The 24,178-nt window shown below is 69.8% G+C and carries 20 protein-coding genes; 12 read left to right on the plus strand and 8 right to left on the minus strand.

Going from position 1 to position 24,178, the window contains the following annotated elements:
* Nucleotides 1-63: 63 nt before the first annotated feature.
* Genes MW290_RS19425 through MW290_RS19470 form a run of 10 tightly spaced genes read left to right on the plus strand, consistent with a single transcriptional unit; the run spans nucleotide 64 to nucleotide 9,056 of the window.
* On the plus strand, nucleotides 64-1,020 hold the full coding sequence (locus tag MW290_RS19425; RefSeq protein WP_250199334.1) for a histone deacetylase family protein: 957 nt from the start codon (nucleotides 64-66) through the stop codon (nucleotides 1,018-1,020).
* Nucleotides 1,008-1,466: an acyl-CoA thioesterase gene (locus MW290_RS19430; protein WP_250199335.1), complete on the plus strand. Its 459-nt coding sequence runs from the start codon at nucleotides 1,008-1,010 to the stop codon at nucleotides 1,464-1,466. Before MW290_RS19425 ends, MW290_RS19430 begins: the two co-directional genes overlap by 13 nt.
* The gene (locus MW290_RS19435) at nucleotides 1,463-2,176 is read left to right on the plus strand and encodes a nitroreductase (RefSeq protein WP_250199336.1); all 714 of its coding nucleotides are present in this window, start codon (nucleotides 1,463-1,465) and stop codon (nucleotides 2,174-2,176) included. The genes MW290_RS19430 and MW290_RS19435 overlap by 4 nt, the downstream gene beginning before the upstream one ends.
* Nucleotides 2,177-2,200: 24 nt before the next feature.
* On the plus strand, nucleotides 2,201-3,175 hold the full coding sequence (locus MW290_RS19440; protein ID WP_250199337.1) for a 2-hydroxyacid dehydrogenase: 975 nt from the start codon (nucleotides 2,201-2,203) through the stop codon (nucleotides 3,173-3,175).
* Nucleotides 3,172-3,669, plus strand: a complete 498-nt coding sequence (locus tag MW290_RS19445; RefSeq protein WP_250199338.1) for an OsmC family protein — start codon at nucleotides 3,172-3,174, stop codon at nucleotides 3,667-3,669. Before MW290_RS19440 ends, MW290_RS19445 begins: the two co-directional genes overlap by 4 nt.
* Nucleotides 3,670-3,696: 27 nt before the next feature.
* Nucleotides 3,697-5,193, plus strand: coding sequence for a DNA recombination protein RmuC (locus MW290_RS19450; RefSeq protein ID WP_250199339.1), 1,497 nt, complete (start codon nucleotides 3,697-3,699; stop codon nucleotides 5,191-5,193).
* Complete coding sequence (locus MW290_RS19455; RefSeq protein ID WP_250199340.1) at nucleotides 5,186-6,379, plus strand: MFS transporter; 1,194 nt, start codon at nucleotides 5,186-5,188, stop codon at nucleotides 6,377-6,379. The genes MW290_RS19450 and MW290_RS19455 overlap by 8 nt, the downstream gene beginning before the upstream one ends.
* Nucleotides 6,380-6,425: 46 nt before the next feature.
* Nucleotides 6,426-6,740 (plus strand): transcriptional regulator, encoded by a 315-nt coding sequence (locus MW290_RS19460; RefSeq protein ID WP_250199341.1) that lies wholly within the window; start codon nucleotides 6,426-6,428, stop codon nucleotides 6,738-6,740.
* Nucleotides 6,730-7,011: a helix-turn-helix domain-containing protein gene (locus tag MW290_RS19465; RefSeq protein ID WP_250199342.1), complete on the plus strand. Its 282-nt coding sequence runs from the start codon at nucleotides 6,730-6,732 to the stop codon at nucleotides 7,009-7,011. Before MW290_RS19460 ends, MW290_RS19465 begins: the two co-directional genes overlap by 11 nt.
* A gap of 53 nt (nucleotides 7,012-7,064) precedes the next feature.
* On the plus strand, nucleotides 7,065-9,056 hold the full coding sequence (locus tag MW290_RS19470) for a peptidase U32 family protein (protein ID WP_250199343.1): 1,992 nt from the start codon (nucleotides 7,065-7,067) through the stop codon (nucleotides 9,054-9,056).
* Here the strand turns inward: MW290_RS19470 and MW290_RS19475 are convergent.
* From MW290_RS19475 to MW290_RS19510, 8 genes are all read right to left on the minus strand, one after another.
* The gene (locus MW290_RS19475) at nucleotides 9,053-10,252 is read right to left on the minus strand and encodes an aminotransferase class I/II-fold pyridoxal phosphate-dependent enzyme (protein ID WP_250200060.1); all 1,200 of its coding nucleotides are present in this window, start codon (nucleotides 10,250-10,252) and stop codon (nucleotides 9,053-9,055) included. The genes MW290_RS19470 and MW290_RS19475 overlap by 4 nt on opposite strands.
* A gap of 161 nt (nucleotides 10,253-10,413) precedes the next feature.
* Entirely contained in the window at nucleotides 10,414-11,109 is a 696-nt protein-coding gene (gene bioD, locus MW290_RS19480; protein ID WP_250199344.1) for a dethiobiotin synthase, read from the minus strand.
* Nucleotides 11,099-12,487: an adenosylmethionine--8-amino-7-oxononanoate transaminase gene (gene bioA, locus MW290_RS19485; protein ID WP_250199345.1), complete on the minus strand. Its 1,389-nt coding sequence runs from the start codon at nucleotides 12,485-12,487 to the stop codon at nucleotides 11,099-11,101. Before bioA ends, bioD begins: the two co-directional genes overlap by 11 nt.
* 79 nt (nucleotides 12,488-12,566) lie before the next feature.
* On the minus strand, nucleotides 12,567-13,280 hold the full coding sequence (locus tag MW290_RS19490) for a glutaredoxin family protein (RefSeq protein ID WP_250199346.1): 714 nt from the start codon (nucleotides 13,278-13,280) through the stop codon (nucleotides 12,567-12,569).
* Between the two features lie 48 nt (nucleotides 13,281-13,328).
* Nucleotides 13,329-15,359, minus strand: coding sequence for a M3 family metallopeptidase (locus MW290_RS19495; protein ID WP_250199347.1), 2,031 nt, complete (start codon nucleotides 15,357-15,359; stop codon nucleotides 13,329-13,331).
* A gap of 26 nt (nucleotides 15,360-15,385) precedes the next feature.
* Nucleotides 15,386-16,243, minus strand: coding sequence for a bifunctional methylenetetrahydrofolate dehydrogenase/methenyltetrahydrofolate cyclohydrolase FolD (folD, locus tag MW290_RS19500; RefSeq protein WP_250199348.1), 858 nt, complete (start codon nucleotides 16,241-16,243; stop codon nucleotides 15,386-15,388).
* Nucleotides 16,244-16,387: 144 nt separating this feature from the next.
* Nucleotides 16,388-17,011: a response regulator transcription factor gene (locus MW290_RS19505; RefSeq protein ID WP_250199349.1), complete on the minus strand. Its 624-nt coding sequence runs from the start codon at nucleotides 17,009-17,011 to the stop codon at nucleotides 16,388-16,390.
* Nucleotides 17,008-19,569, minus strand: coding sequence for a PAS domain-containing sensor histidine kinase (locus MW290_RS19510; RefSeq protein WP_250199350.1), 2,562 nt, complete (start codon nucleotides 19,567-19,569; stop codon nucleotides 17,008-17,010). The genes MW290_RS19505 and MW290_RS19510 overlap by 4 nt, the downstream gene beginning before the upstream one ends.
* 181 nt (nucleotides 19,570-19,750) lie before the next feature.
* On the opposite strand from MW290_RS19510, the gene aceE reads away from it, so the two are divergent.
* Nucleotides 19,751-22,465, plus strand: a complete 2,715-nt coding sequence (aceE, locus tag MW290_RS19515; RefSeq protein ID WP_250199351.1) for a pyruvate dehydrogenase (acetyl-transferring), homodimeric type — start codon at nucleotides 19,751-19,753, stop codon at nucleotides 22,463-22,465.
* Nucleotides 22,466-22,486: 21 nt separating this feature from the next.
* Nucleotides 22,487-24,169 carry a dihydrolipoyllysine-residue acetyltransferase gene (aceF, locus tag MW290_RS19520; protein ID WP_250199352.1) on the plus strand — a complete coding sequence of 561 codons (1,683 nt, stop codon included), beginning with the start codon at nucleotides 22,487-22,489 and terminating at the stop codon, nucleotides 24,167-24,169.
* Nucleotides 24,170-24,178: the final 9 nt, after the last annotated feature.

The following is a 24,178-nucleotide window of genomic DNA, read 5'->3' on the forward strand; positions in this document are numbered from 1 at the left end:
CGCCGGTCCCTAAAAGTCCGCGCCAGCCGGTCGCGGCGGGGCGGCCGCCACAATCGCATCACGATGCAGGCGTACTACTCCGACCACTTCGTGCTGCCGCTGCCGCCCGGGCACCGGTTTCCGATGCCCAAGTACCGGCTGTTGCGCGACCGGGTGCAGGCGGAGGTGCCCGGCCTGGTGCTGGCCGAGGCGGTGGCTGCCACCGATGACGAACTGCTGCTGGCGCACACGCCGCACTACGTGCAGTCGGTGGTCGATGGCCTGCTGTCTGCGGCCGAGCAGCGCGAGATCGGCTTTCCCTGGTCGCCTGCGATGGTGGAGCGCGCGCGCCGCTCGGTGGGCGCCACCCTCTGCGCCGCCCGCACCGCGCTGGCCGAAGGCGTGTCGGCCCAGCTGGCAGGTGGCACCCACCATGCCTACGCGCACAAGGGCAGCGGCTTTTGCGTGTTCAACGACGTGGCGGTGGCCGCGCGGCTGATGCAGGCCGAAGCCCACCGCCGGCGACGGCCGCTGTTGCGGGTGGCGGTGATCGACCTCGACGTGCACCAGGGCAACGGCACGGCGTCCATCTTTGCCGACGACGACAGCGTGTTCACGCTCTCGCTGCACGGCGCGCGCAACTTCCCCTTCCGCAAGGAGGCGAGCGACCTCGATCTGGAGCTGCCCGACGGCTGCACCGACGACCTCTACCTGGACACGCTGGACCAGGCCCTGCACATGCTGTGGCTGAGCCATGCGCAGGCGCTGCCCGGCCTGGTGTTCTACCTGGCCGGCGCCGACCCGCACGAAGGCGACCGGCTGGGTCGGCTCAAGCTCACCCATGCGGGCCTGGCCGAGCGCGACCGTCGCGTGCTGGCCGCCTGCCGCGAGCGCGGCGTGCCGGTGGCCATCAGCATGGCGGGGGGCTACGGCCATGTGATCGCCGACTCGGTGGCGGTGCACCTGCAGACGCTGCGCGAGGCCCAGGCCCAATGGACCGCCTGGCAGGCTGCGCGGCCGGTGGAAGAATGCAGCGGATGAGCGAAGCCGTCCGCCCCCAGCCGCAGCCCCGCAGCGCCTACCGTCACTTCAGCGCGGTGCCCACGCGCTGGATGGACAACGACGTCTACGGGCACGTCAACAACGTCGTGTACTACAGCTACTTCGACACCGCGGTGAACCGCTACCTGATCGAGGCCGGCGCGTTGGACCCGCAGGCGGGCCACAGCATCGGGCTGGTGATCGAGACCCACTGCAACTACTTCGCCTCGCTGAGCTTTCCGCAGGTGGTGGAGGCGGGCATGCGCGTGGCCAGCGTGGGCCGCAGCAGCGTGCGCTACGAGATCGGCCTCTTCGGCCAGGGCGACCCGATGTGCGCCGCGGCCGGCCACTTCGTGCACGTGTACGTGGATCGGGAGACCCGCCGGCCGATGGCCCTGCCACCCGCGCTGCTGGCGGCGCTGCAGCCGCTGCGGGTGGACCTGTGACGCACGCGCAGCATCAGGCCGCCACGGCGGCTGTCGCAGCCGTCGATGAAGCCATCACCTCCCGCCGCTCCATCCGCCGCTTCCTGCCCACGCCGGTGCCGCGGCCGGTGATCGAGGACATCCTGCGCGTGGCCGCCCAGGCGCCTTCGGGCAGCAACGTGCAGCCTTGGCAGGTGTACGTGCTCACCGGCCAGCGCCTGGCCCGCCTGTGCGACCAGCTGGTGGCCGCGCATGACGACCCCGCCGTGCGTGCCCAGCACCAGGCCGAGTACGCCTACTACCCTACCGACTGGTTCGAGCCCTACCTGGGGCGCCGCCGCGCCACCGGCTGGGGCCTGTACAACCTGCTGGGCATAGCCAAGGCCGATCGTGCGCGCATGCACGCCCAGCACGGCCGCAACTTCCGTTTCTTCGATGCGCCGGTGGGCCTGATCTTCACCATCGACCGGCGGCTGCAGCAAGGCAGCTGGCTGGACTACGGCATGTTCTTGCAGAACATCATGGTGGCAGCCCGTGCCCGCGGCCTGGACACCTGCCCGCAGGCCGCCTTCATCGAGTGGCACCGCATCGTGCTGCCGCACGTGGGCGCCCCCGACCACGAGGCGCTGGTGTGCGGCATGGCCCTGGGCCATGCCGACCCGCAGGCGCCCGAGAACCGCCTGCGCACCGAGCGTGCGCCGGTGGCCGAATTCACCCGTTTCCTTGACTGAGAACCTTTGAAAGAGGTGCAGCCCATGCCGTCCGTGCTCGTCACCCGAGAGATCTTTCCTGAAACCCTGCAACGCCTGGCCGGGCACTTCGAGGTCACGCCGAACGAGGGCGACCAGACCTGGGCCCCGGGCGCGCTGGCGCGCAGCCTGGCCGGCCACGAGGGCGTGCTGGTGGCCGGCGGCGAGCGCATCGACGCCGCGCTGCTGGACGCCAACCCGCAGCTCAAGGCCGTGTGCAACATGGCGGTGGGCTACAACAACATCGACGTGGCGGCCTGCACCGCCCGCGGCGTGCTGGTGACCAACACGCCCGATGTGCTCACCGAGACCACCGCCGACTTCGGCTTCGCGCTGATGATGGCCACCGCCCGCCGCATCGCCGAAGGCGAGCACTACCTGCGCGCCGGTAAGTGGACGCGCTGGTCCTACAACCTGCTGACCGGCAGCGACGTGCACGGCGCCACGCTGGGCATCCTGGGCATGGGCCGCATCGGCCAGGGCATCGCCCGGCGCGGCGCGCTGGGCTTCGGCATGCAGGTGATCTACCACAACCGCAGCCGCCTGCCGGCCGACCAGGAAGCGTCCATCCAAGCCCGCTACGTGAGCAAGGAAGAGCTGCTGCGCGAGGCCGACCACCTGGTGCTGGTGCTGCCGTATTCGCCGGCCAGCCACCATGCCATCGGCGCCGCCGAGCTGGCGCTGATGAAGCCCACCGCCACGCTGACCAACATCGCGCGCGGTGGCATCGTGGACGATGCGGCGCTGGCCGAGGCCTTGAAGCAGGGCACTATCGCCGCTGCCGGGCTGGACGTGTTCGAGGGCGAGCCCAGTGTGCACCCCGGCCTGCTCGAGGTGCCCAACGTCGTGCTCACGCCGCACATCGCCAGCGCCACCGTGCGCACCCGCCGCGCGATGGCCGACCTGGCGGCCGACAACCTGATCGCGGCTTTGACCGGTGGCCGGGCGCCGACGCCGGTGAACCCCGAGGTGATGGCATGAGCAATGGAGCCTCTCACCATGAGGCGCTGGTGACCTGGCAGCGTGCCGAGGGCGAAGCCTTCACCGACAACCGCTACAGCCGCCGCCATGCCTGGCGCTTCGACGGCGGCGCGGAAGTGGCCGCCTCTTCGTCGCCGCATGCGGTGCGGCTGCCTTTCTCCGACCCCTCGGCGGTCGATCCCGAAGAAGCCTTCGTCGCTTCGCTGGCCAGCTGCCACATGCTGTGGTTCCTCTCCATCGCGGCGCAACGCGGCTTCTGCGTCGACAGCTACCAGGACGCGGCCACCGGCACGATGCAGAAAAACGCCGCCGGCAAGGTGGCCATCACCGCGGTCACGCTCAAGCCCGAGGTGCGCTTTTCGGGCAACCGCGTGCCCACGTCGCAAGAGCTGGCCGAAATGCACCATGAGGCGCATGAGCAGTGCTTCATCGCCAATTCGGTGAACTCCGAGATCGTGTGCGAGCCGGTCATGCCCCAGGGGCCGGCCGACTGACCCGGCGGGGTGGCCGAGAATGGCAGCATGCCTGCCGTTGAAACGCTCGTCCTCGCCCTGCTCGTCGTCACCCTCGTTGTTCTGGTTCTGCTGGTTGTGCTGCTGCTGCGCGGCCGCGGCCCCGATGCCGGCGCCCTGCTGCAGGAGCTGGTGCAGGCTATGCGCAGCGATGGCCAGCGCCTGGAGCGCGAACTGCGTGACGAGGTGGGCCGCAGCGGCAGCACCACGCGACAGGACCTGGCGCGTGACCTGGGCGCCACCCGTCAGGAGCTGGCCCGCGAACTGAGCGGCAGCCGGCAGGAACTCGGCCAGGCCCTGGCCACCTTCCAGCAGACGCTGCTGGCCCAGTCGGGCGACGTGGCCCGCACGCAGAACGAACAGATCGACACCTTCCGCACCCAGCTGGGCGCCATGCAGCAAGGCCTGAATGCCGCGCTGTTGGCCGGCCGCGAGGCGCAGGACAACGCGCTGCGCCGCTTCGGCGACAGCCTGGGCGAGCAGCTGCGCAGCCTGTCGGAGGCCAACGACAAGCGCCTGGCCGAAGTGCGCAGCACGGTGGAAGCCAAACTGGCCGCCATCCAGCAGGACAACGAGAAGAAGCTGGAGCAGATGCGCGCCACCGTGGACGAAAAGTTGCACGCCACGCTGGAGCAGCGCCTGGGCGACAGCTTCAAGCAGGTGGCCGAGCGGCTGGAGCAGGTGCACAAGGGCCTGGGCGAGATGCAGGTGCTGGCGCGCGACGTGGGATCGCTCAACCGCGTGCTCACCAACGTCAAGACGCGCGGCATCTTCGGCGAAGTGCAACTGGCCGGCCTGCTGGAGCAGGTGTTCACGCCCGAGCAGTACGCCACCAACGTGGAAACGCTGACCGGCAGCGGCGCCCGCGTCGAGTTCGCGATCCGCCTGCCCGGCCGCCGCGACGACGGCGCGCCGCTGTGGCTGCCGATCGACGCCAAGTTCCCGCGCGAAGACTACGAGCGCCTGCTGGAAGCGCAGGAGCGCGCCGACCCGGTGGCGGTGGAGGCGGCCTCGAAGGCCATCGAAGCGCACCTGCGGCGCGAGGCGAAGAGCATCCGCGAGAAGTACGTGGCGCCGCCGCACACCACCGACTTCGGCATCCTCTTCGTGCCTACCGAGGGCTTGTATGCCGAGGCGCTGCGCCGGCCCGGCCTGGTGGAATCGCTGCAGCGTGAACACAAGGTGATGCTGGCCGGCCCCACCACGCTGCTGGCCACCTTGAGCAGCCTGCAGATGGGCTTTCGCACGCTGGCTTTGGAAAAGCGCAGCGCCGAGGTGTGGGAGGTGCTGGGCGCGGTCAAGACCGAGTTCGCCAAGTTCGGTGACGTGCTAGCCAAGACCAAGAAGAAGCTGGACGAAGCCAGCCACACCATCGACCAGGCGGCGGTGCGCACGCGCGCGATGGCCCGACAGCTGAAGACGGTGGAGGCGCTGCCCGAGGCGCTGGCGCAGAAGCTGCTGCCGGGCACGATGGATTTCGACGACGAAGCCACGCCGAATGCCTGACCACAGCGCAGGCGCTCCCGGTAGCCCCAGCGCCCGCCTGCTGCTGGCGCTGATCCTCGGCCAGATCGGCCTGCATGGCGCGATGGCCGGCGTGCGGCTGGCCGCGCCGCTGCAGCTGCTGGGGCAGGGCGGCAGTGCGCTGTCGGTGGGCCTGTTGATGGCCTTGTTCGCGGCCTCGGCCGTGCTGCTGGCCATGCAGGCCGGCCGCATGGCCGATGCGCATGGCTACCACCGGCCGATGAAGGTGGCGGTGGTGATGACCGGGCTGGGCGCGCTGCTGCCGCTGCTGGCCACCTGGCTGCCGGCCGGCGCCACCCAGTTTGTGCTGCTGGGCCTGGCCGCTGTGCTGTGCGGGGGCGGCGCGAACTTCGGCCTCATCACCATCCAGCGCACCGCCGGCCGCAGCGCGGCCGATGGCGTGCAGCGCATGCGGGTGTTCAGCTGGCTGGGGCTGGCGCCGGCGCTGTCCAACGTGGTGGGCTCGGTGTCGGCCGGTGCGCTCATCGACTTGGCCGGCTTCCGCGGCGCCTATGCCTTCCTGTTTGCGCTGCCGCTGTGCGCGGCGGTGCTGGCGCGGCAAGTGCCCCACGAGGCGCCGCCGCAGCCCGCTACCAGCGCCGGCCGGCGCAGCGCCTGGGACCTGTTCCGGCTGCCGGGCATCGGGCCGCTGCTGGCGGTCAACTGGCTGCTGTCGGCCTGCTGGGACGTGCACAGCTTCGCGGTGCCCATCCTGGGCCATGAGCGCGGCTTCAGCGCTTCCACCATCGGTCTCATCCTGGGCGTGTTTCCGCTGGCCGTCACCGGCGTGCGGGTGCTCATCCCGGTGCTGGCGGCGCGGCTGCAGCCGGCGGTGGTGCTGCGCGGCGCGATGCTGGCCACCGGCAGCGTGTTCGTGCTGTACCCCTTCATCCAGTCGCCCTGGCTGATGGGCGCCTGCGCCACGCTGCTGGGCCTGACGCTGGGCAGTGTGCAGCCGATGATCATGTCCACCCTGCATGCGCTGACGCCGCACGACCGCCACGGCGAAGCCCTGGCCCTGCGCTCGATGACCATCAACGCCAGCAGCACCCTGATGCCCCTGCTCTTCGGCGCCACCGGCGCCGCGCTCGGCGTGGCCCCGGTGTTCTGGGTCATGGGCACCGCCGTTGGCGCCGGCTCGCGGCTGACGCGGCGGTTGAAAAGTTGAGGGCTTCTCTGGACCTAAATACGGCATTGCCGTAGGATCTCGTGTCGTGAGAACCGTGGCCGAGACTCCGCTCTTCGTGCAGTACGCAGCCGACGTGTGGTCGGACAATGAGCGGCTGGCATTCATCAGCTGGATCGCTGCCAACGCCGAGAGCGGTGACCTGATTCCCGGCAGTGGCGGATGTCGCAAGGTGCGTTGGTCGACCGCGGGAACGGGCAAGCGCGGCGGCGCTCGGATCATCTACTTCCTTGAGCGCGAGCACACCATCTGGCTGCTCATCGTCTACAAGAAAGCCAGGTTCGACAATCTGCCCACCGAGTTCCTCGCGGAGCTTCGCAAAGGAGTTGAAGATGTCCTCTGAGATGGCCAAGTTCCAGAACGACTTGTTGGAGTCGGTCAGGCAAATGCGCCGTGGCCAGGCCGCCCGGGTGACGCAGGTGCCTGTGCCGGCGGCTGCGCAGGCGCGGGCGCTGGTGGGCTTGTCGCAGCAGGAGTTCGCGGGGCTGCTGGGCGTGTCCGCCCGTACCTTGCAGGATTGGGAACAAGGGCGGCGCGAACCCACCGGCGCTGCCAAGACCCTGCTGCGGGTCGCCGTGTCGCACCCCGAGGTCTTGCGCGAACTCCAAGGTTGAGATGACGGGCACAGCGGGCGCGCCGGGCGCCCGCGCTGGCAAACTTGCGGGCCATGAGCGCCCGCAACACCCTCGAACTGTTGTCTCCCGCCCGTGACGCCGACATCGGCATCGAGGCCGTCAACCACGGCGCCGATGCCGTGTACATCGGCGGCCCCGGCTTCGGCGCGCGCGACAAGGCTTCCAATTCGGTGGCCGACATCGGCCGGCTGGCCGCGCATGCCCACCGCTTTGGCGCGCGGGTGTTCGTCACCATGAACACCATCCTGCGCGACGACGAGCTGGAGCCGGCGCGGCGGCTGGCCTGGCAGCTGTACGAGGCGGGCGCCGATGCGCTGATCGTGCAGGACATGGGCCTGCTGCAGCTGGACATGCCGCCGCTGCAGCTGCATGCCAGCACGCAGACCGACATCCGCACGCCCGAGAAGGCGCGCTTCCTGCAGGACGTGGGCTTTTCGCAGATGGTGCTGGCGCGCGAGCTGGACCTGCGCCAGATCCACGCGGTGGCCACGCAGGTGCAGGGCGCGGTGCTGGAGTTCTTCATCCACGGCGCGCTGTGCGTGGCCTACAGCGGCCAGTGCTTCATCAGCCATGCGCACACCGGCCGCAGCGCCAACCGCGGCAACTGCAGCCAGGAGTGCCGGCTGCCCTACACCGTGACCGACACGCAGGGCCGCGTGATCGCGCACGACAAGCACGTGCTCAGCCTGAAGGACAACGACCAGAGCGCCAACCTGGAGGCACTGGCCGATGCCGGCATCCGCAGCTTCAAGATCGAGGGCCGCTACAAGGACATGGCGACGGTGAAGAACGTCACCGCCCACTACCGCCAGCTGCTCGATGCGCTGCTGGAACGCCGCGGCGACCTGGCCCGTGCCAGCAGCGGCCGCTGCCGCTACACCTTCCAGCCCGAGCCCGAGCAGGCCTACAACCGCGGCGGCACCGACTACTTCGTCAACGGCCGGCAGATCGACATCGGCGCCTTCGACACGCCCAAGCACGCCGGCATGCCGCTGGGCCAGGTGGTGGCGGTCACGGCCGAGCACTTCGACGTGGAGCTGGCCGAGGAGGGCGCCCAGCTGCACAACGGCGATGCCCTGACCTGGTGGGACCGCCAGGGCGAGCTGCAGGGCGTGCCGGTGAACACCGCCACCGCGCTGGGCGGCCGCCGCTGGCGGGTGCTGCCCAACCTGTCGCGCGGGCAGACGATGGCCGGCCTGAAGGACCTGCGGCGCGACACCGCCCTCAGCCGCAACAGCGACATGGCCTGGGAACGGCTGCTGGCCAAGCCCTCGGCCGAGCGCCGCATCGCACTCGACCTGACGCTGGCGCAGGCGGTGGTGGACGGTGCCGAAGGCTTCGAGCTGTCGGTCAAAGATGAGGATGGCCACCGCGCCAGCGCCCGCATTGCCCAGCCGCATGAGCCGGCGCGCGACGCCGCCAAGGCCGAGGCCACGCTGAAGGACCAACTGGCCAAGCTGGGCAACACGATCTTCGAGGTGCGCCGCGTGCGGCTGGCGCTGTCGCAGCCCTGGTTCGTGCCGGCCGGCGTGCTGAATGCGCTGCGCCGCGATGCGGTGGCCGCGCTGGAAGCCGCCCGCGCGGCCGCGCTGCCGCGGCTGCCGCGCGCCCAGCCGGTGGAGCCGCCAGTGCCTTACCCGGAAGACACGCTGACCTATCTCGCCAACGTCTACAACGGCCAGGCCGCCGCCTTCTACGCGCGCCATGGCGTCAAGGTGGTGGGCGCAGCCTACGAGAGCCACGAGGCCCTGGGCGAGGTGAGCCTGATGATCACCAAGCACTGCGTGCGCTGGAGCCTGAGCCTGTGCCCCAAGCAGGCCAAGGGCGTGACGGGCGTGCAGGGCACGGTGCGTGCCGAGCCGCTGACCCTGCAGCATGGCGACGACCGCCTGACCCTGCGCTTCGACTGCAAGCCCTGCGAGATGCACGTGGTGGGCGCGATGCGCAAGCAGGTGCTCAAGCAGCTCAAGGCCGAGCCGCTGACCTTCTACCGCACCCGGCCGCAGCGGGCCGTGGCGCCCTAGTTCAGGCCGCGGGCGGCTGCGGCCAGCGCGGCCAGCAGCTGGTCCACGTCTTCTGGCTGGTGGGCCGCCGACAGCGCGATGCGCAGCCGCGCCGTGCCTTCGGGCACCGTCGGCGGGCGGATGGCGGGCACCCACAAGCCCTGCTCGCGCAGGCGGGCCATCACCGCCAGCGCGGTCGCGTTGTCGCCGATCACCAATGGCTGGATCGGCGTGTGCGAAGGCATCAGCCACCAGCCGGCGGCCTGCACCGGGGCACCGGCTTCGCTGGTGAGCCCGTGGCGCAGCCGGTCGATCAAGGCACCCAGGTGCTGCCGCCGCCGATCGCCTTCCGGTCCCAGCGCGCAGCGCAGCCCGGCGCGCACCGCCTCGGCCAGCAGGGCCGGCGCGGCTGTGGCGAAGGTGTAGCTGCGCGTTTTCTGCAGCAGCCATTCCACCAGCGTGGGCGGCCCCGCGACGAAGGCGCCGGCCACGCCCAGCGCCTTGCCCAGCGTGGCCATGTACAGCACGCGGGGCGAAGCCGTCGGCCCCGTGAGCCCGGCCGCCGCCAGCGCGCCGCGGCCTTGCGGGCCCAGCACGCCGAAGCCGTGCGCGTCGTCCAGCAGCAGCAGGGCGTCGTGCCGCTCACACAGCGCATGCAGGCCGGCGATGTCGGCCACGTCGCCGTCCATGCTGAACACCGCATCGCTGATCACCAGCTTGCGGCGCGCCGGACTGGCGGCCAGCAGCGCCTCCAGCCGGTCGAGCGCGCCATGCGCATAGCGGTGCACGCTGGCGCGCGAGAGCCGCGCGCCGTCGATCAGGCAGGCGTGGTTCAGCGCATCGCTGAACAAGGCGTCGCCTTCGCCCACCAGTGCCGGCACGATGCCGGCGTTGGTGGCATAGCCGGCATAGAAGTACAGCGCACGCGGCAGGCCCACCGCGGCCGCCAGCTCACGTTCCAGTGCGGCATTGGCGGCGCTGTGGCCGCTGACCATGGGCGACGCACCGGCCCCCACGCCGTAGCGGTCCACTGCTGCATGCACCGCCTCGCGCAGCAGCGGGTCCTGGGCCAGGCCCAGGTAGTCGTTGCTGCAGAAGGCCAGCAGCGATTGGCCGTCCACGCTCAGCCGCGCGCCGTCCTGCGGCACCACCTCGCGCCGCACCCGCTGCAGGGCCTGCGCCTGCAGCGCCGCCAGGCGGTCGTCGAACTCGTCCAGCCAACTGGCTGGCGCACCCTCCCGCTGCGCGGGATCCCTCCGGGAGGGAAGGCCGCCGCCTTCGGGCGGCCGGGCGGCGGCGGTCAATGGCGCACCCTCCCGCTGCGCGGGATCCCTCCGAGAGGGAGGACCGCCGCCTTCGGGCGGCCGGGCGGCGGCGGTCATGACTGTGGCCCCTGCCAGGCCTGCGGCAGTTGCAGCGCGATGTGCCGCGCGTCGGGGCCGGGTGGTGCTTGCCAGGGCACGACGCCCAGCAGCGGCGCGCCCAGGCGCTCGCGCAGGGTGTCGATGTTCTCGTCGCGGCAGGCCATGTCGGGGTCCACGCTGTTGGCCACCCAGCCGGCCAGCGTCAGGCCGTCGCGGCGGATGGCTTCGGCCGTCAGCAGCGCATGGTTCAGGCAGCCCAGGCGCAGGCCCACCACCAGCACCACTGGCAGGCCCAGCGCCACCGCCAGGTCGGCCAGCGTCTGCCGGTCGTTGAGGGGCACGCGCCAGCCGCCGGCGCCTTCCACCAGCGCCACGTCGGCCAAGGTGCGCAGCTGCCGGTAGGCGTCCAGCATCGGCGCCAGGTCCAGCAGGCGGCCGGCCCGGCGCGCCGCCAGGTGGGGCGACAAGGGGTCGGGCAGCGCCACGGGGCAATCCAGCTCGGGCGGCACCCGCACGCTGGAGGCGGCGCGCAGCGCCAGCGCGTCTTCGGCCACCCAGCCGCCGGCATGCGGCACCAGGCCGGCGGCCACCGGCTTCATGCCCACCACGCGGGCATGGTGGCGCGCCAGCGTGTGCAGCAGCGCCGCGCTGACCAGGGTCTTGCCGACGCCGGTGTCGGTGCCGGTGACGAAACAGCCTTCAAACACCATCGCGCAGGCCTCCTGCGGCCCGGGTCTCGGACCAGGGCTCGGCTTCTTCGGCCAGCGTGGCCTGCAGCGCGGCCAGGGCGCCGCGGGCCAGCCAGTCGCCTTCGGCCTCGTCGATCACATACGGCGGCATCACGTACAGCGTGTGGCCGATGGGCCGCAGCACCAGGCCCTGGGCGAGCGCATGGCGGGCATAGCGGCGGCCGAAGTCGGGCAGGCTGCTGGCCACGTCCCACGCGAACACCATGCCCCGCTGCCGCGCATGCCGCACCCGCGGGTGGGCCGTCAGCGGCGCCAGCTGGGCGGCCAGCCGCGGGCCGGTGTGTGCGTTGCGGCGCAGCGCATCGGTCTGCTCGAACAGGTCCAGCGTGGCCAGCGCGGCGCGGCAGGCCAGCGGGTTGCCGGTGTAGCTGTGCGAATGCAGGAAGCCGCGGGCCACCTCGTCGTCGTAGAAGGCCTCGTACACCGCGTCGGTGGTCAGCACCACCGACAGCGGCAATGTGCCGCCGGTGAGCCCCTTGGACAGGCACAGGAAGTCGGGCCGGATGCCGGCCTGCTGGTGCGCGAACAGGCTGCCGGTGCGGCCGAAACCGACCGCGATCTCGTCCAGCACCAGGTGCACGCCATGCTGGTCGCACAACGCGCGGGCGCGCTGCAGGTACAGCGGGTCGTGCATGGCCATGCCGGCGGCGCACTGGATCAGCGGCTCGATGATCACGGCCGCCGTCTCGTGGGCATGCTCGGCCAGCCAGCGGCCCAGCGCGGCGGCGGCCCGTTCGGCCACGTCGACCGCGGTTTCGCCGGCCACGGCCTGCCGCGCATCGGGGCTGGGCACGGTGGCGGCCAGGCGCACCAGCGGCGCGTAGGCCTCGCGGAACAGCGCGATGTCGGTCACGGCGAGCGCGCCCACGGTTTCGCCGTGGTAGCCGCCGGCCACGCCCACGAAGCGGGTCTTGGCCGGCTGGCCGGCATTGCGCCAGTGGTGGGCGCTCATCTTCAGCGCGATCTCGGTGGCGCTGGCGCCGTCGCTGCCGTAGAAGGCATGGCCCAGGCCGGTGAGCCGGCCCAGCCGCTCCGACAGCTCGACCACCGGCGCATGGGTGAAGCCGGCCAGCATCACATGGTCCAGCGTGGCCAGCTGGTCGGTCAGCGCGGCCTGCATCTCCGGGTGGTTGTGGCCGAAGAGGTTGACCCACCAGCTGCTGATGGCGTCCAGGTAGCGGTGGCCTTCGGTGTCGTACAGCCACACGCCCTGCGCCCGCTGGATGGGGATCAGCGGCAGGCCGGCGCCTTCGGGCGCATGCAGCTTCATCTGCGTGCACGGGTGCCACACGGCGGCCAGGCTGCGCTCGCGCCAGTGGCGGTTGTGGTGCTCGGTCATGGGATGCGGATGTCGAAAGCGGGCAGGGCCAGGCCAGCTGCGGCGGGCGCCACGGCAGCCACGCCGAGCCGCCGGGCCGCTAGAAGCGGATGGCCGGCACCGGCACGCCGGTATCGGTGGCGGCGGGGGCCGGGCGGGTGGGCACGGCGGCGGCGGGCGTGCGGGCGCTGCTGGTGTCGGGGGCGGAGGCCGCGGCACCGCGCGGTTCGGGCACGGGCGCGGTGCGGCCTTCCGCCACCGGCCCGGGGGCGGGCGGCTGGTAGTTGGGCGGCAGCCGGTTGTCGCGCGGGTAGCCGGCGGCGTCCAGGTACTCGCCCCAGCTGTCGGGTGCATAGCCGCGCAGCATCTGCGAGCCGATGCTCAGCGCCGGCGCCTCGGGCGCGCCCACCACGCGTTGCCACACCTCGCGGTCGGCGTCGGTGCTGGCCAGGCGCTCCCGATAGGGGATGCCGCGCTGGCGCAGGAATTCGCGCGCCCGGTCGCAGGGCGCGCATTCGGGCGCGGTGAACAGCGTGACCGGAAAGCGCGTGGCCACGGTGCGCAGGGCCAGCGGCAGCAAGGTCAGGCTGTCGTCGATGGGCGTGCCGGCGGCGCCGTTGGCACCCACCGGCGACACCCGGCCGGTGTTGTTGCGGACCGGCCGGTCGGTGTAGGTGATGCGGCCGTCGGGCTCTACGATCTTGTAGAGCGGGGCCTGCGCGGCGGCCGGGCCGGCCTGCCAGGCCAGCAGCACCAGCAGGCTCAGGCCCGTCGCCAGGCGGGTACGTTGAAGCAGCGAAGCGGAACGGCTCATGCGGCGGAATCTACTGCATGCGCCAGGCCGTGAAGGCTGACAAGCCCGTCAAGCCATCCCTTGATGGCGCATCAGCGCGTCGATCGACGGCTCGCGGCCGCGGAAGGCCTTGAAGCTGTCCATCGCCGGGCGGCTGCCCCCCACCTCCAGCACCTCGCGGCGCAGGCGGCGGCCGGTTTCCACGTTCAGCGGGCCGGTTTCTTCGAAGGCGCTCCAGGCGTCGGCCGACAGCACCTCGGCCCACTTGTAGCTGTAGTAGCCCGCCGCGTAACCCCCGGCAAAGATGTGCGAGAAGGTGTGCTGCGAGCGGTTGAAGGGCGTGGCCTCCAGCACCGCCACCTCGCGCCGCACTTCGTTCAGCACCTGCTGGATCTGCTGCGCGGCGGCCGGCTCATGGTGCAGCCGCATGTCGAACAGCGCAAACTCGATCTGCCGCAGCGTGGCCATGCCGCTCTGGAAGTTCTTGGCCGCGATCATCTTGTCGAACAGCGCGCGCGGCAGCGGCTCGCCGCTGTCCACATGGGCGGTGAGCTGCTGCAGCACCTCCCATTCCCAGGTGAAGTTCTCCATGAACTGGCTGGGCAGCTCCACGGCGTCCCACTCGACGCCCGACAGGCCCGACACGCCGATGTCGGCCACCTGGGTGAGCATCAGGTGCAGGCCATGGCCGAATTCGTGGAACAGGGTGATGACGTCGTCGTGCGTCAGCAGCGCGGGCTTGCCCGGCTGCGGAGACGGGAAGTTGCACACCAGGTGGGCCACCGGCGTCTGCAGGCCACCTTCAGGGCGGGCCCAGCGCACGCGCACGTCGTCCATCCAGGCGCCGCCCTGCTTGCCCTGGCGGGCATAGGGGTCGAGGTAGAACTGCGCCAGCAGCGCGCCGTCGCGCTCCACCTTGAAAAAGCGCACGCTGGGGTGCCACACCGGGGCGGTGTCGGGGCTGATCTTCACCTCGAACACCGTCTCGACGATGCGGAACAGGCCTTCCAGCACCTTGGGCTCGGTGAAGTACTGCTTGACCTCGTTGTCGCTGAAGGCGTAGCGGGCCTGCTTCAGCCGTTCGCTGGCAAAGGCGGTGTCCCAGGGTTTCAGGTCGGCCAGGCCCAGCTCGGCGGCGGCGAATTCACGCAGCTCGGCCAAGTCGCGTTCGGCATAGGGGCGGGCGCGCCGCGCCAGGTCGGCCAGGAAGCTGCGCACCTGGTCGGGCGACTCGGCCATCTTGGGCACCAGCGACACGTCGGCGTAGCTGCCATAGCCCAGCAGCTTCGCTTCTTCCTGGCGCAGCTGCAGCAGCTCGGTCATCACCGCGGTGTTGTCGCGCTCGGGCGGGCCCAGCTCGCTGGCGCGGGTGACGTAGGCGGTGTAGATCTTCTCGCGCAGCGCCCGGTCGGTGGCGTACTGCATCACCGGGAAGTAGCTGGGGAACTGCAGCGTGATCTTGTGGCCTTCCTGGCCATCGGCAGTGGCCGCCGCGCGGGCGGCCTCGCGCACGTCGGCCGGCACGCCGTCCATTTCGGCATCGGTGGCGTAGTAGCTGAAGGCGTCGGTGGCGTCCAGCACATGCTCGCGGTACTGCTGGCTCAGCTCCGACAGCCGCTCCTGGATCTTCGCGAAGCGGGCCTTGGCCTCGCCCTGCAGCTCGGCGCCCGACAGCACGAAGTCGCGCATCGAGTTGGCCAGCGCCTTGCGCCGTGGCGCGCTCAGGTTCGCGGCCTCGGGCGCGTGGGCGATGGCCTTGTACTTGGCGTACAGCCGTTCGTCGGCGCCCAGGCGGGTGTAGAACTCGCTGATCTTGGGCAGGTTCTCGGTGTAGGCCGCGCGCAGGGCGGGCGTGTCCATCACATGGTTCAGGTGGCTGACGGCGCCCCAGGCGGTGCCCAGGCGCTCGGTGGCCACGTCCAGCACGGCGGACATCGCTTCATAGTTGGCGGGCACCTCGTCGCTGACGGCGCGTTCCAGCGCGGCCGAGGCATCGGCCAGCAGGCGGTCGACCGCCGGGCCCACGTGCTGCGGCTGGATGGCATCGAACGCGGGCAGGCCGCCGGTCTGGAGCAAGGGGTTGTGGGCAGCTTCGGTCATGCGTGTTCCTGGTGGGGTGGCCTGTTTTACCGCGCCGCGGCGGCCCGTGCCGCTTCCAGGGTGTTGACCAGGAGCATCGCGATGGTCATCGGGCCCACGCCACCGGGCACCGGGCTGATGTAGCCCGCCACTTCCTTGACGGCCGCGAAGTCCACGTCGCCGCAGAGCTTGCCTTCTTCATTGCGGTTGATGCCCACGTCGATGATGATGGCGCCGGGCTTGACCATGTCGGCCGTCAGCGTGTTGCGGCGGCCGGTGGCGGCCACCACGATGTCGGCCAGGCGGGTGTGGGCCGCCAGGTCGGGCGTGCCGCTGTGGCAGATGGTGACGGTGGCATGGGCCTGCAGCAGCAGCAGCGCCATCGGCTTGCCCACGGTGTTGCTGCGGCCGATGACCACCGCATGCTTGCCTTTGATGGGCACGCCGGTGCTTTCGATCAGCTTCATGCAGCCGTAGGGCGTGGCCGGGCGCAGCCCGGGCAGGCCGCTCATCAGCTCGCCGGCGCTGCGCACCGAAAAGCCGTCCACGTCCTTCTCGGGCGCGATGGCTTCGATGACCTTGTGCGGATCGATGTGCTTGGGCACCGGCATCTGCACCAGGATGCCGTGGATGGTCTCGTCGGCATTCAGCGCCGCGATGCGGGCCAGCAGCTCGGCCTCGGTCAGCGTGGCGGGGTATTGCTCCAGCACCGAGTGCAGGCCGTTGTCGTTGCAGGCCTTGACCTTGTTGCGCACGTACACGGCGCTGGCCGGGTCGTCGCCCACCAGGATGACGGCCAGGCCGGGCTTGCGGCCATGCTGCTGCGCCAGCGCGGCGGCTTCCACCGCCACCTGGGCGCGAACTTGGTTGGAGAGGGCGGTGCCGTCGATGATCTGGGCGGTCATGTGCGTGGTCCGAAAAGTAAACAGGCCGCTGGTGAGCGGCCTGATGGGTGGCGGTGCGGCGGGCCTCAGTCCCGCCCGGCCGCCCGAAGGGACTGAGAGCCCCCTCGGGGGGTGGCGAGCGCCGCGAGCCTGGGGGCTGGCATCTCAGGCCTTGCTCGTGGCGCCCAGGGCGATCTTCAGCAGGTCGGCCACGGTGTTGGCGTTGAGCTTTTCCATGATGTTGGCGCGGTGCGCCTCCACCGTCTTGATGCTGATGCCCAGGTCGTCGGCGATCTGCTTGTTCAGCCGGCCGGCGACGATGCGCTCGAGCACCTGCGCCTCGCGCGTGGTCAGGCGGGCCAGCAGCGCGTCGCGGCTGGCTTCTTCCTGGTGCTGCGAGAAGGTGGCGCGGGCCGATTCGAGCATCCGCTCGACCAGGCTCAGCAGCTCTTCTTCCTTGAAGGGCTTCTCGATGAAGTCCATCGCGCCCTTTTTCATCGTGTTCACGGCCATCGGCACGTCGCCGTGGCCGGTGATGAAGACGATGGGCAGCGGCGAGCGGCGCTCGATCAGGCGGTCCTGCAGTTCCAGGCCGCTCATGCCGTCCATGCGGATGTCGGCGATCAGGCAGGCCACTTCGCGGGGGTCGAAGCGCGAGAGGAAGGATTCGGCGGAATCGAAGCAGCGGACGCGGTAGTCCTTGCCTTCCAGCAGCCACTGCAGCGAATCGCGCACGGCCTCGTCGTCATCGACGACATACACGGTACCCTTTTTGGGAATCAAGCTCATGAGGCAACGGTGTTGTTGGCAGGGGCTGAGGAAGGCAGCGCAGGCGGAAAATCGCTGCGCAGCAAGGCGGTGTCGACGGGCAGCGTGAAGACGAATCGGCAACCCACGACCTGCTCTCCATTGTAGAGGTTCTGGGCCCTGATCCGGCCCCGGTGACTCTCGACGATGGAGCGGCACAAACCCAGGCCGATGCCCAGGCCGTCGGCCTTGGTCGAGAAGAAGGCCTCGTACATGCGCGAGAGCACCTCCTCCTTCATGCCGGGGCCCATGTCGGTCACGCTGAACTCGATGACGCCGCCTTCTTCGGGCGTGTGCCGCGGCACCACGCGCAGCTCGATGTGGCGGCGCTGCGGCGGCATCTGCGCCACGTCGATGGCCTCGGCCGCGTTCTTCACCAGGTTCAGCACCACCTGCTCGATCAGGATGGGGTCGCACATCAGCGGCGGCAGGCGCTGGGCCACGTAGGTGTGCAGCTCCACGTTGCGGCGGCGCAGCTCGATGTTGGCCAGCTCCACCGCCTCGTCGATGATGCTGCGCGCCTCGGCCAGCTGGCGCTGCGGCTCGCTGCGTTTCACGAAGGAGCGGATGCGGTGGATGATCTGCCCGGCCCGCTGCGCCTGGCGCGAGGTCTTCTCCAGCGCCGCGATCAGGTCGTCCTTCTGGATCGCATCGTTCTTCACCCGGCTGACCATGCCGTTGCAGTAGTTGGCAATCGCGGTCAGCGGCTGGTTCAGCTCGTGGGCCACCGACGAAGCCATCTCGCCCATGGTCACCAGCCGGCTGGTCACCTGCGCCTTCTCGGCCTGGCGGGCGGCCTGTTCCTCGGCGCGACGGCGGGCCGTGATGTCGGTGGCGATCAGCATCTGCGCCAGCCGGCCGTCGGTCCACTGCAGGTAGCGGCTACGCACGTCGAACCACTTGTTCAGCGATTCCACATACACCTCGCGCGGGTCGGAGCCGGCCTCGGTCAGCTCCTCGGTGGGCAGGCCCGAGAGGCTGTCCACCATGTCGTCCTGGTCGGCCAGGAAGCGCAACGCCGCATTGGGCCCGGCCAGCAGGTCGTGGCCCTTGGCGTCGGCGCCGAACCACAGCCGGTACGAGCGGTTGGCGAACAGCAGTTCGCTCTGCTGCACCGACAGCACCGACACCGCGGCGTCCAGCCCCTCCAGCACGGTGGTGAAGCGCTCGTGCGAGGCCGAGAGCTGGTCGCGGATGCGCTTGGCCTCGGTGATGTTGGTCATCGAGGTCATCCAGCCGGTCTGCTGGCCCTTGGAGTCGATCAGCGGCGAGACGTACATGCGCGCGTCGAACTGCGTGCCGTCCTTGCGCATCACCTTCACCTCGATGCCGCCGGCCGGGCTGCGGCCCTGCAGCTCCTGCTGCAGCAGCCGCATGTTCTCGTCGATCAGCGTCGGCGGCCAGTGCGGGAAGGGCGGTCGCGCGCCGATCAGGTCGGCCTCGGAGAAGCCGGTCATCGCGCAGAAGGCGGGGTTCACGTAGGTGATGCGGCCTTCCATGTCGAGCGCCCGCATGCCGGTGAGCATGGAGTTCTCCATCGCGCGGCGGAAGTTGGTCTCCTGCACCAGCGCGCCCTGGATCTGCCCGCGCCGGCGCATGTGGCGCCAGGTGGCCAGCAGCATCCACACCGTCAGGCCCGACAGGGCCACCACCATCCAGAACAGCGTGTTGCTGATCAGGCCGATGGAGGTGCGCCAGCCCTGGCCGCGCACCACCAGGCCGTTGGCGGTGGGCGCCAGCGGTGCGTCGTGCACGATGGGCGCGCGCCGCACCAGGCGGTTGCCGCGGGCGGCTTCGCTGCTGGCCACCTCGCGCGCCTGGTCGTCCAGCACCGCGATGGTGTGGCGCTGGGTGACCACGTCGGGCACCGCCAGGCGCAGCAGCGTCTCCACCGAGTACTCGGCCATCAGCACGCCGGCGAAGCGGCTGCCGTCGAACAGCGGCACCTGCAGCTGGAACACCGGCGCAGCGGCCGGGTTCACGAACGCGCGCGAGTACACCGGCTGGCGCAGGTCGCGCGCCACCTCGAACGCCCGTTCGGGTTCGCTGGCGCGGCCCAGGGCCGGCAGCGAAGGATCGACCTCGGCCTTGGGCTCGACCGGATAGCCCGAGACGGAGTGGCTGGCCTTGCGCTCCCGGTCAGCGGTGATCCACGCGATCTGCGTGATCTCGGGCCGCTCGCGGCCCAGCGTGGCGGCCTGGTCGATGAAGTCGGCGGCGTCGATGGGGCGGCGCGTCATCTGGCCGGCCAGCCGGATCATCTGCTCCTGGCTCTCGATCAGCCTCAGCCGCATCTGCTGCTGGACGATCTCGGTGTCGCGCCGCACCGACTCGATCTCGCGCTCGATCTCTTCGTTGCGCAGGTACCGGAAGGCCGAGATGATGGCCGCGAGGAAGAGCAGCACCGACACCAGCGGCCCGATGGTGACAAAGCGGTCCTGCCGGGCCGGCGACTGCCGGCGCCACCAGCGGTTGAGCAGTCTTTGCCCCCGGCTGAACGAGACACTGCTGGCGGCAAAAAGATCGTGACGGGGCTGCATCGCGGGATTATGGAAGCCCGGCTGACCACTTCCGGCCGAACGGGCCTCCGGATTTTCGTTCGTTTTATCGCATTGTGAAACGCACTCGCACTATTTGAAAACTTCTGGACTTGTGCCAAACTGCGCGCGCTTTACCCTCGCCCGCATCCATCCACCTCGGTAAAAGACCAGGAGACAAGCCATGTCTGCAGTGCCCGAATCCATCCCCGGCGGCGCGGCCGCCAACGATTCCGATCACCAGGAAACCCGCGAGTGGCTGGACGCCCTCTCTGCAGTCATCGGGACTGAAGGTGGCGAGCGCGCCCACTTTCTGCTGGAACAGCTGATCGACCACGCCCGCCAGGCCGGCATCGACGTGCCGTTCTCGGCCAACACCGCGTACGTCAACACCATCCCGGCCGACCAGGAAGAGCGCTGCCCCGGCAACATCGAGATCGAGAAGCGCCTGCGCGCCTACATGCGCTGGAATGCGATGGCGATGGTGGTGCGCGCCAACCGCCTGAAGCCCGCCGACGGCGGCGACCTCGGCGGCCACATCGGCTCGTTCGCGTCGCTGGCCTCGATGCTGGGCGCCGGCTTCAACCACTTCTGGCATGCCGAGAACGAGAACCACGGCGGTGACCTGCTGTACATCCAGGGCCACAGCGCGCCCGGCATCTACGCCCGCGCCTTCCTGGAAGGCCGGCTGACCGAAGAGCAGCTCGACAGCTTCCGCCAGGAAGTGGACGGCAAGGGACTGTCCAGCTACCCGCACCCGAAGCTGATGCCCGAGTTCTGGCAGTTCCCGACCGTCAGCATGGGCCTGGGCCCCTTGATGGCCATCTACCAGGCGCGCTTCCTGAAGTACCTGCATGCCCGCGGCATCGCCGACACGGCCAACCGCAAGGTGTGGGCCTTCATGGGCGACGGCGAGATGGACGAGCCGGAAAGCCTGGGCGCCATCGGCCTGGCCGCGCGCGAAGGTCTGGACAACCTGGTCTTCGTCATCAACTGCAACCTGCAGCGCCTGGACGGCCCGGTGCGCGGCAACGGCAAGATCATTCAGGAGCTGGAAGGCGAATTCCGCGGCAGCGGCTGGAACGTCATCAAACTGATCTGGGGCAAGGGCTGGGACGAGCTGCTGGCGCGCGACAAGAGCGGCAAGCTCAAGCAGCTGATGATGGAAACCGTGGACGGCGACTACCAGGCCATGAAGGCCAACGACGGCGCCTACGTCCGCAAGCACTTCTTCGGCAAGTACCCCGAGACCGCCAAGCTGGTCGAGCACATGAGCGACGAGGAGATCTTCGATCTGCGTCGCGGGGGCCACCAGCCCGAGAAGGTGTTCGCCGCCTTCCACGCCGCCCACCACAACAAGACGGGCCAGCCCACGCTGCTGCTGGTCAAGACCGTCAAGGGCTACGGCATGGGCAAGGCCGGTGAAGGCAAGAACACCGTCCACCAGACCAAGAAGCTGACGGACGACGACATCAAATACATCCGCGACCGCTTCGGCATCCCCATCCCCGACAGCGAGCTGCCCAAGATCCCGTACTACAAGCCGGCCGACGACACGCCGGAAATGCGCTACCTGCACGAGCGCCGCCAGGCCCTGGGCGGCTACCTGCCCAAGCGCCGCGTGAAGACCGAAGAAACCTTCGAGGTGCCTTCGCTCGACACCTTCAAGGCCGTGCTGGAGCCCACCGCCGAAGGCCGTGAGATCTCCACCACCCAGGCCTACGTGCGCTTCCTGACGCAGCTGCTGCGCGACAAGGCCCTGGGCCCGCGCGTGGTGCCCATCCTGGTGGACGAGGCCCGCACCTTCGGCATGGAAGGCCTGTTCCGCCAGATCGGCATCTACAACCCGAAGGGCCAGCTGTACACCCCGGTCGACAAGGACCAGGTGATGTACTACAAGGAAGACAAGGCCGGCCAGATCCTGCAAGAGGGCATCAACGAAGCCGGCGGCATGGCGAGCTGGATCGCGGCAGCCACGAGCTACTCGACGAACAACCGGGTGATGATCCCGTTCTACGTCTACTACTCGATGTTCGGCTTCCAGCGCATCGGCGACCTGGCCTGGGCGGCCGGCGACATGCAGGCCCGTGGCTTCCTGCTGGGCGGCACCTCGGGCCGCACCACGCTGAACGGCGAAGGCCTGCAGCACGAAGACGGCCACAGCCACATCCTGGCTGGCACCATCCCGAACTGCGTGAGCTACGACCCCACCTTCGCGCACGAAGTGGCGGTGATCATGCACAACGGCCTGCAGCGCATGGTGGGCAAGCAGGAGAACGTGTTCTTCTACATCACGCTGCTGAACGAGAACTACGCCATGCCGGGCCTGAAGGCCGGCACCGAGGCGCAGATCATCAAGGGCATGTACCTGCTGCAGGAAGCGGACGCTGCGGGCAAGCCCACCGTCAACCTGCTGGGCAGCGGCACCATCCTGCGTGAAAGCATGGCCGCCAAGGAACTGCTGGAAAGCGACTGGGGCGTGGCTGCCAACGTCTGGAGCTGCCCGAGCTTCAACGAGCTGACCCGCGACGGCCAGGACGCCGAGCGCTGGAACCTGCTGCACCCGACCGAGACGCCGCGCGTGCCTTACGTCACCGAGCAGCTGGCCCCGCATGCCGGCCCGGTGATCGCCAGCACCGACTACATGAAGAACTATGCGGAGCAGATCCGCGCCTTCATCCCGAAGGGCCGCACCTACAAGGTGCTGGGCACCGACGGCTTCGGCCGCAGCGACTTCCGCAGCAAGCTGCGTGAGCACTTCGAGGTGAACCGCCACTACGTGGTCGTGGCTGCGCTGAAGGCGCTGGCCGAAGAAGGCGCGGTGCCCGCGACCAAGGTGGCCGAGGCCATCCAGAAGTACGGCATCAACCCCGACAAGATCAACCCGCTGTACGCATAAAAGGCCGACGGAGACAACCTCATGGCATTGATCGAAGTGAAGGTGCCCGACATCGGGGACTTCAAGGACGTCGAGATCATCGAACTGATGGTCCAGCCCGGTGACACCATCAAGGCGGAACAGAGCCTGATCACGGTCGAGAGCGACAAGGCCTCGATGGAGATCCCCTCGTCGCATGCCGGCGTGGTCAAGGAGCTCAAGGTCAAGGTGGGCGACAAGATCAGCGAAGGCTCGCTGGTGCTGACGCTGGAAACCGCCGACGCGGGTGCTGCGGCGCCTGCGCCCGCGCCTGCTGCTGCGGCTGCCGCCGCCCCGGCGCCCGCTGCCTCTGCACCCGCACCTGCGCCGGCCCCGGCCGCCGCCAGCGGCCCGATCGAGGTGACCGTGCCCGACATCGGCGACTTCGACGAAGTGGCCGTCATCGAGGTGATGGTCAAGGCCGGCGACACCGTGAAGGTCGAGCAGAGCCTGATCACCGTCGAGAGCGACAAGGCCTCGATGGAGATCCCCTCGTCGCATGCGGGCGTGATCCAGGACCTGAAGGTCAAGGTCGGCGACAAGGTGTCCAAGGGCACGCTGATCGCGGTGCTGCAGGGCGCTGCGGGTGCCGCCGCGGCGCCTGCGCAGGCGACTGCTCCTGTGCCTGCCCAGGCCGCAGCGCCGGCGCCCGCTGCGGCCCCCGCCGCCGCATCCGCGCCCTCGGCCGCTCCGGCTGCCGCACCGGCCGCGCTGCCTGCGCACGACCCGACCGCGGCCAAGGGCAAGTTGCCGCATGCCTCGCCCTCCATCCGCCGCTTCGCCCGTGAACTGGGCGTGCCGCTGGAAGAAGTCAAGGGCACCGGTCCCAAGGGCCGCATCACCCAGCAGGACGTGCAGTCCTTCGTCAAGGGCGTGATGAACGGCAGCGTGCAGACCCAGGCGTCGGCCGCTGCGGCCAAGCCGGCGGCTGCTGCGGCGGGCGGTGGTGCCTTCCCGGGCCTGCTGCCCTGGCCGCAGGTCGACTTCACCAAGTTCGGCCCGGTCGAGCGCAAGGATCTGTCGCGCATCAAGAAGATCAGCGGCGCCAACCTGCACCGCAACTGGGTGGTGATCCCGCACGTCACCAACCACGACGAAGCCGACATCACCGAGCTGGAAGCCTTCCGCGTTCAACTGAACAAGGAAAACGAGAAGGCGGGCATCAAGGTCACGATGCTGGCTTTCATGATCAAGGCGGCCGTGGCGGCGCTCAAGAAGTTCCCCGAGTTCAACAGCTCGCTGGACGGCGAGCAGCTGGTGCTGAAGAACTACTTCCACATCGGCTTTGCGGCGGACACGCCCAATGGCCTGGTGGTGCCGGTGATCAAGGATGCCGACAAGAAGGGCATCTTCCAGATCAGCCAGGAGATGAGCGAGCTGGCCAAGAAGGCCCGCGACGGCAAGCTGGGCCCGGCCGACATGAGCGGCGGCTGCTTCAGCATCAGCTCGCTGGGCGGCATCGGCGGCAAGTACTTCACGCCGATCATCAACGCGCCCGAGGTGGCCATCATGGGCGTGTGCAAGAGCACCATCGAGCCCAAGTGGGACGGCAAGGCCTTCCAACCGCGCCTGATCCTGCCGCTGAGCCTGAGCTGGGACCACCGCGTGATCGACGGCGCCGCCGCGGCACGCTTCAACGTCTACTTCGCATCGCTGCTGGCGGACTTCCGCCGCATCGTGCTCTGAACGGAAGGA

Origin of the sequence: Aquincola tertiaricarbonis, assembly GCF_023573145.1 — a bacterium.
Classification (GTDB): Bacteria; Pseudomonadota; Gammaproteobacteria; order Burkholderiales; family Burkholderiaceae_C; genus Aquincola; species Aquincola tertiaricarbonis_B.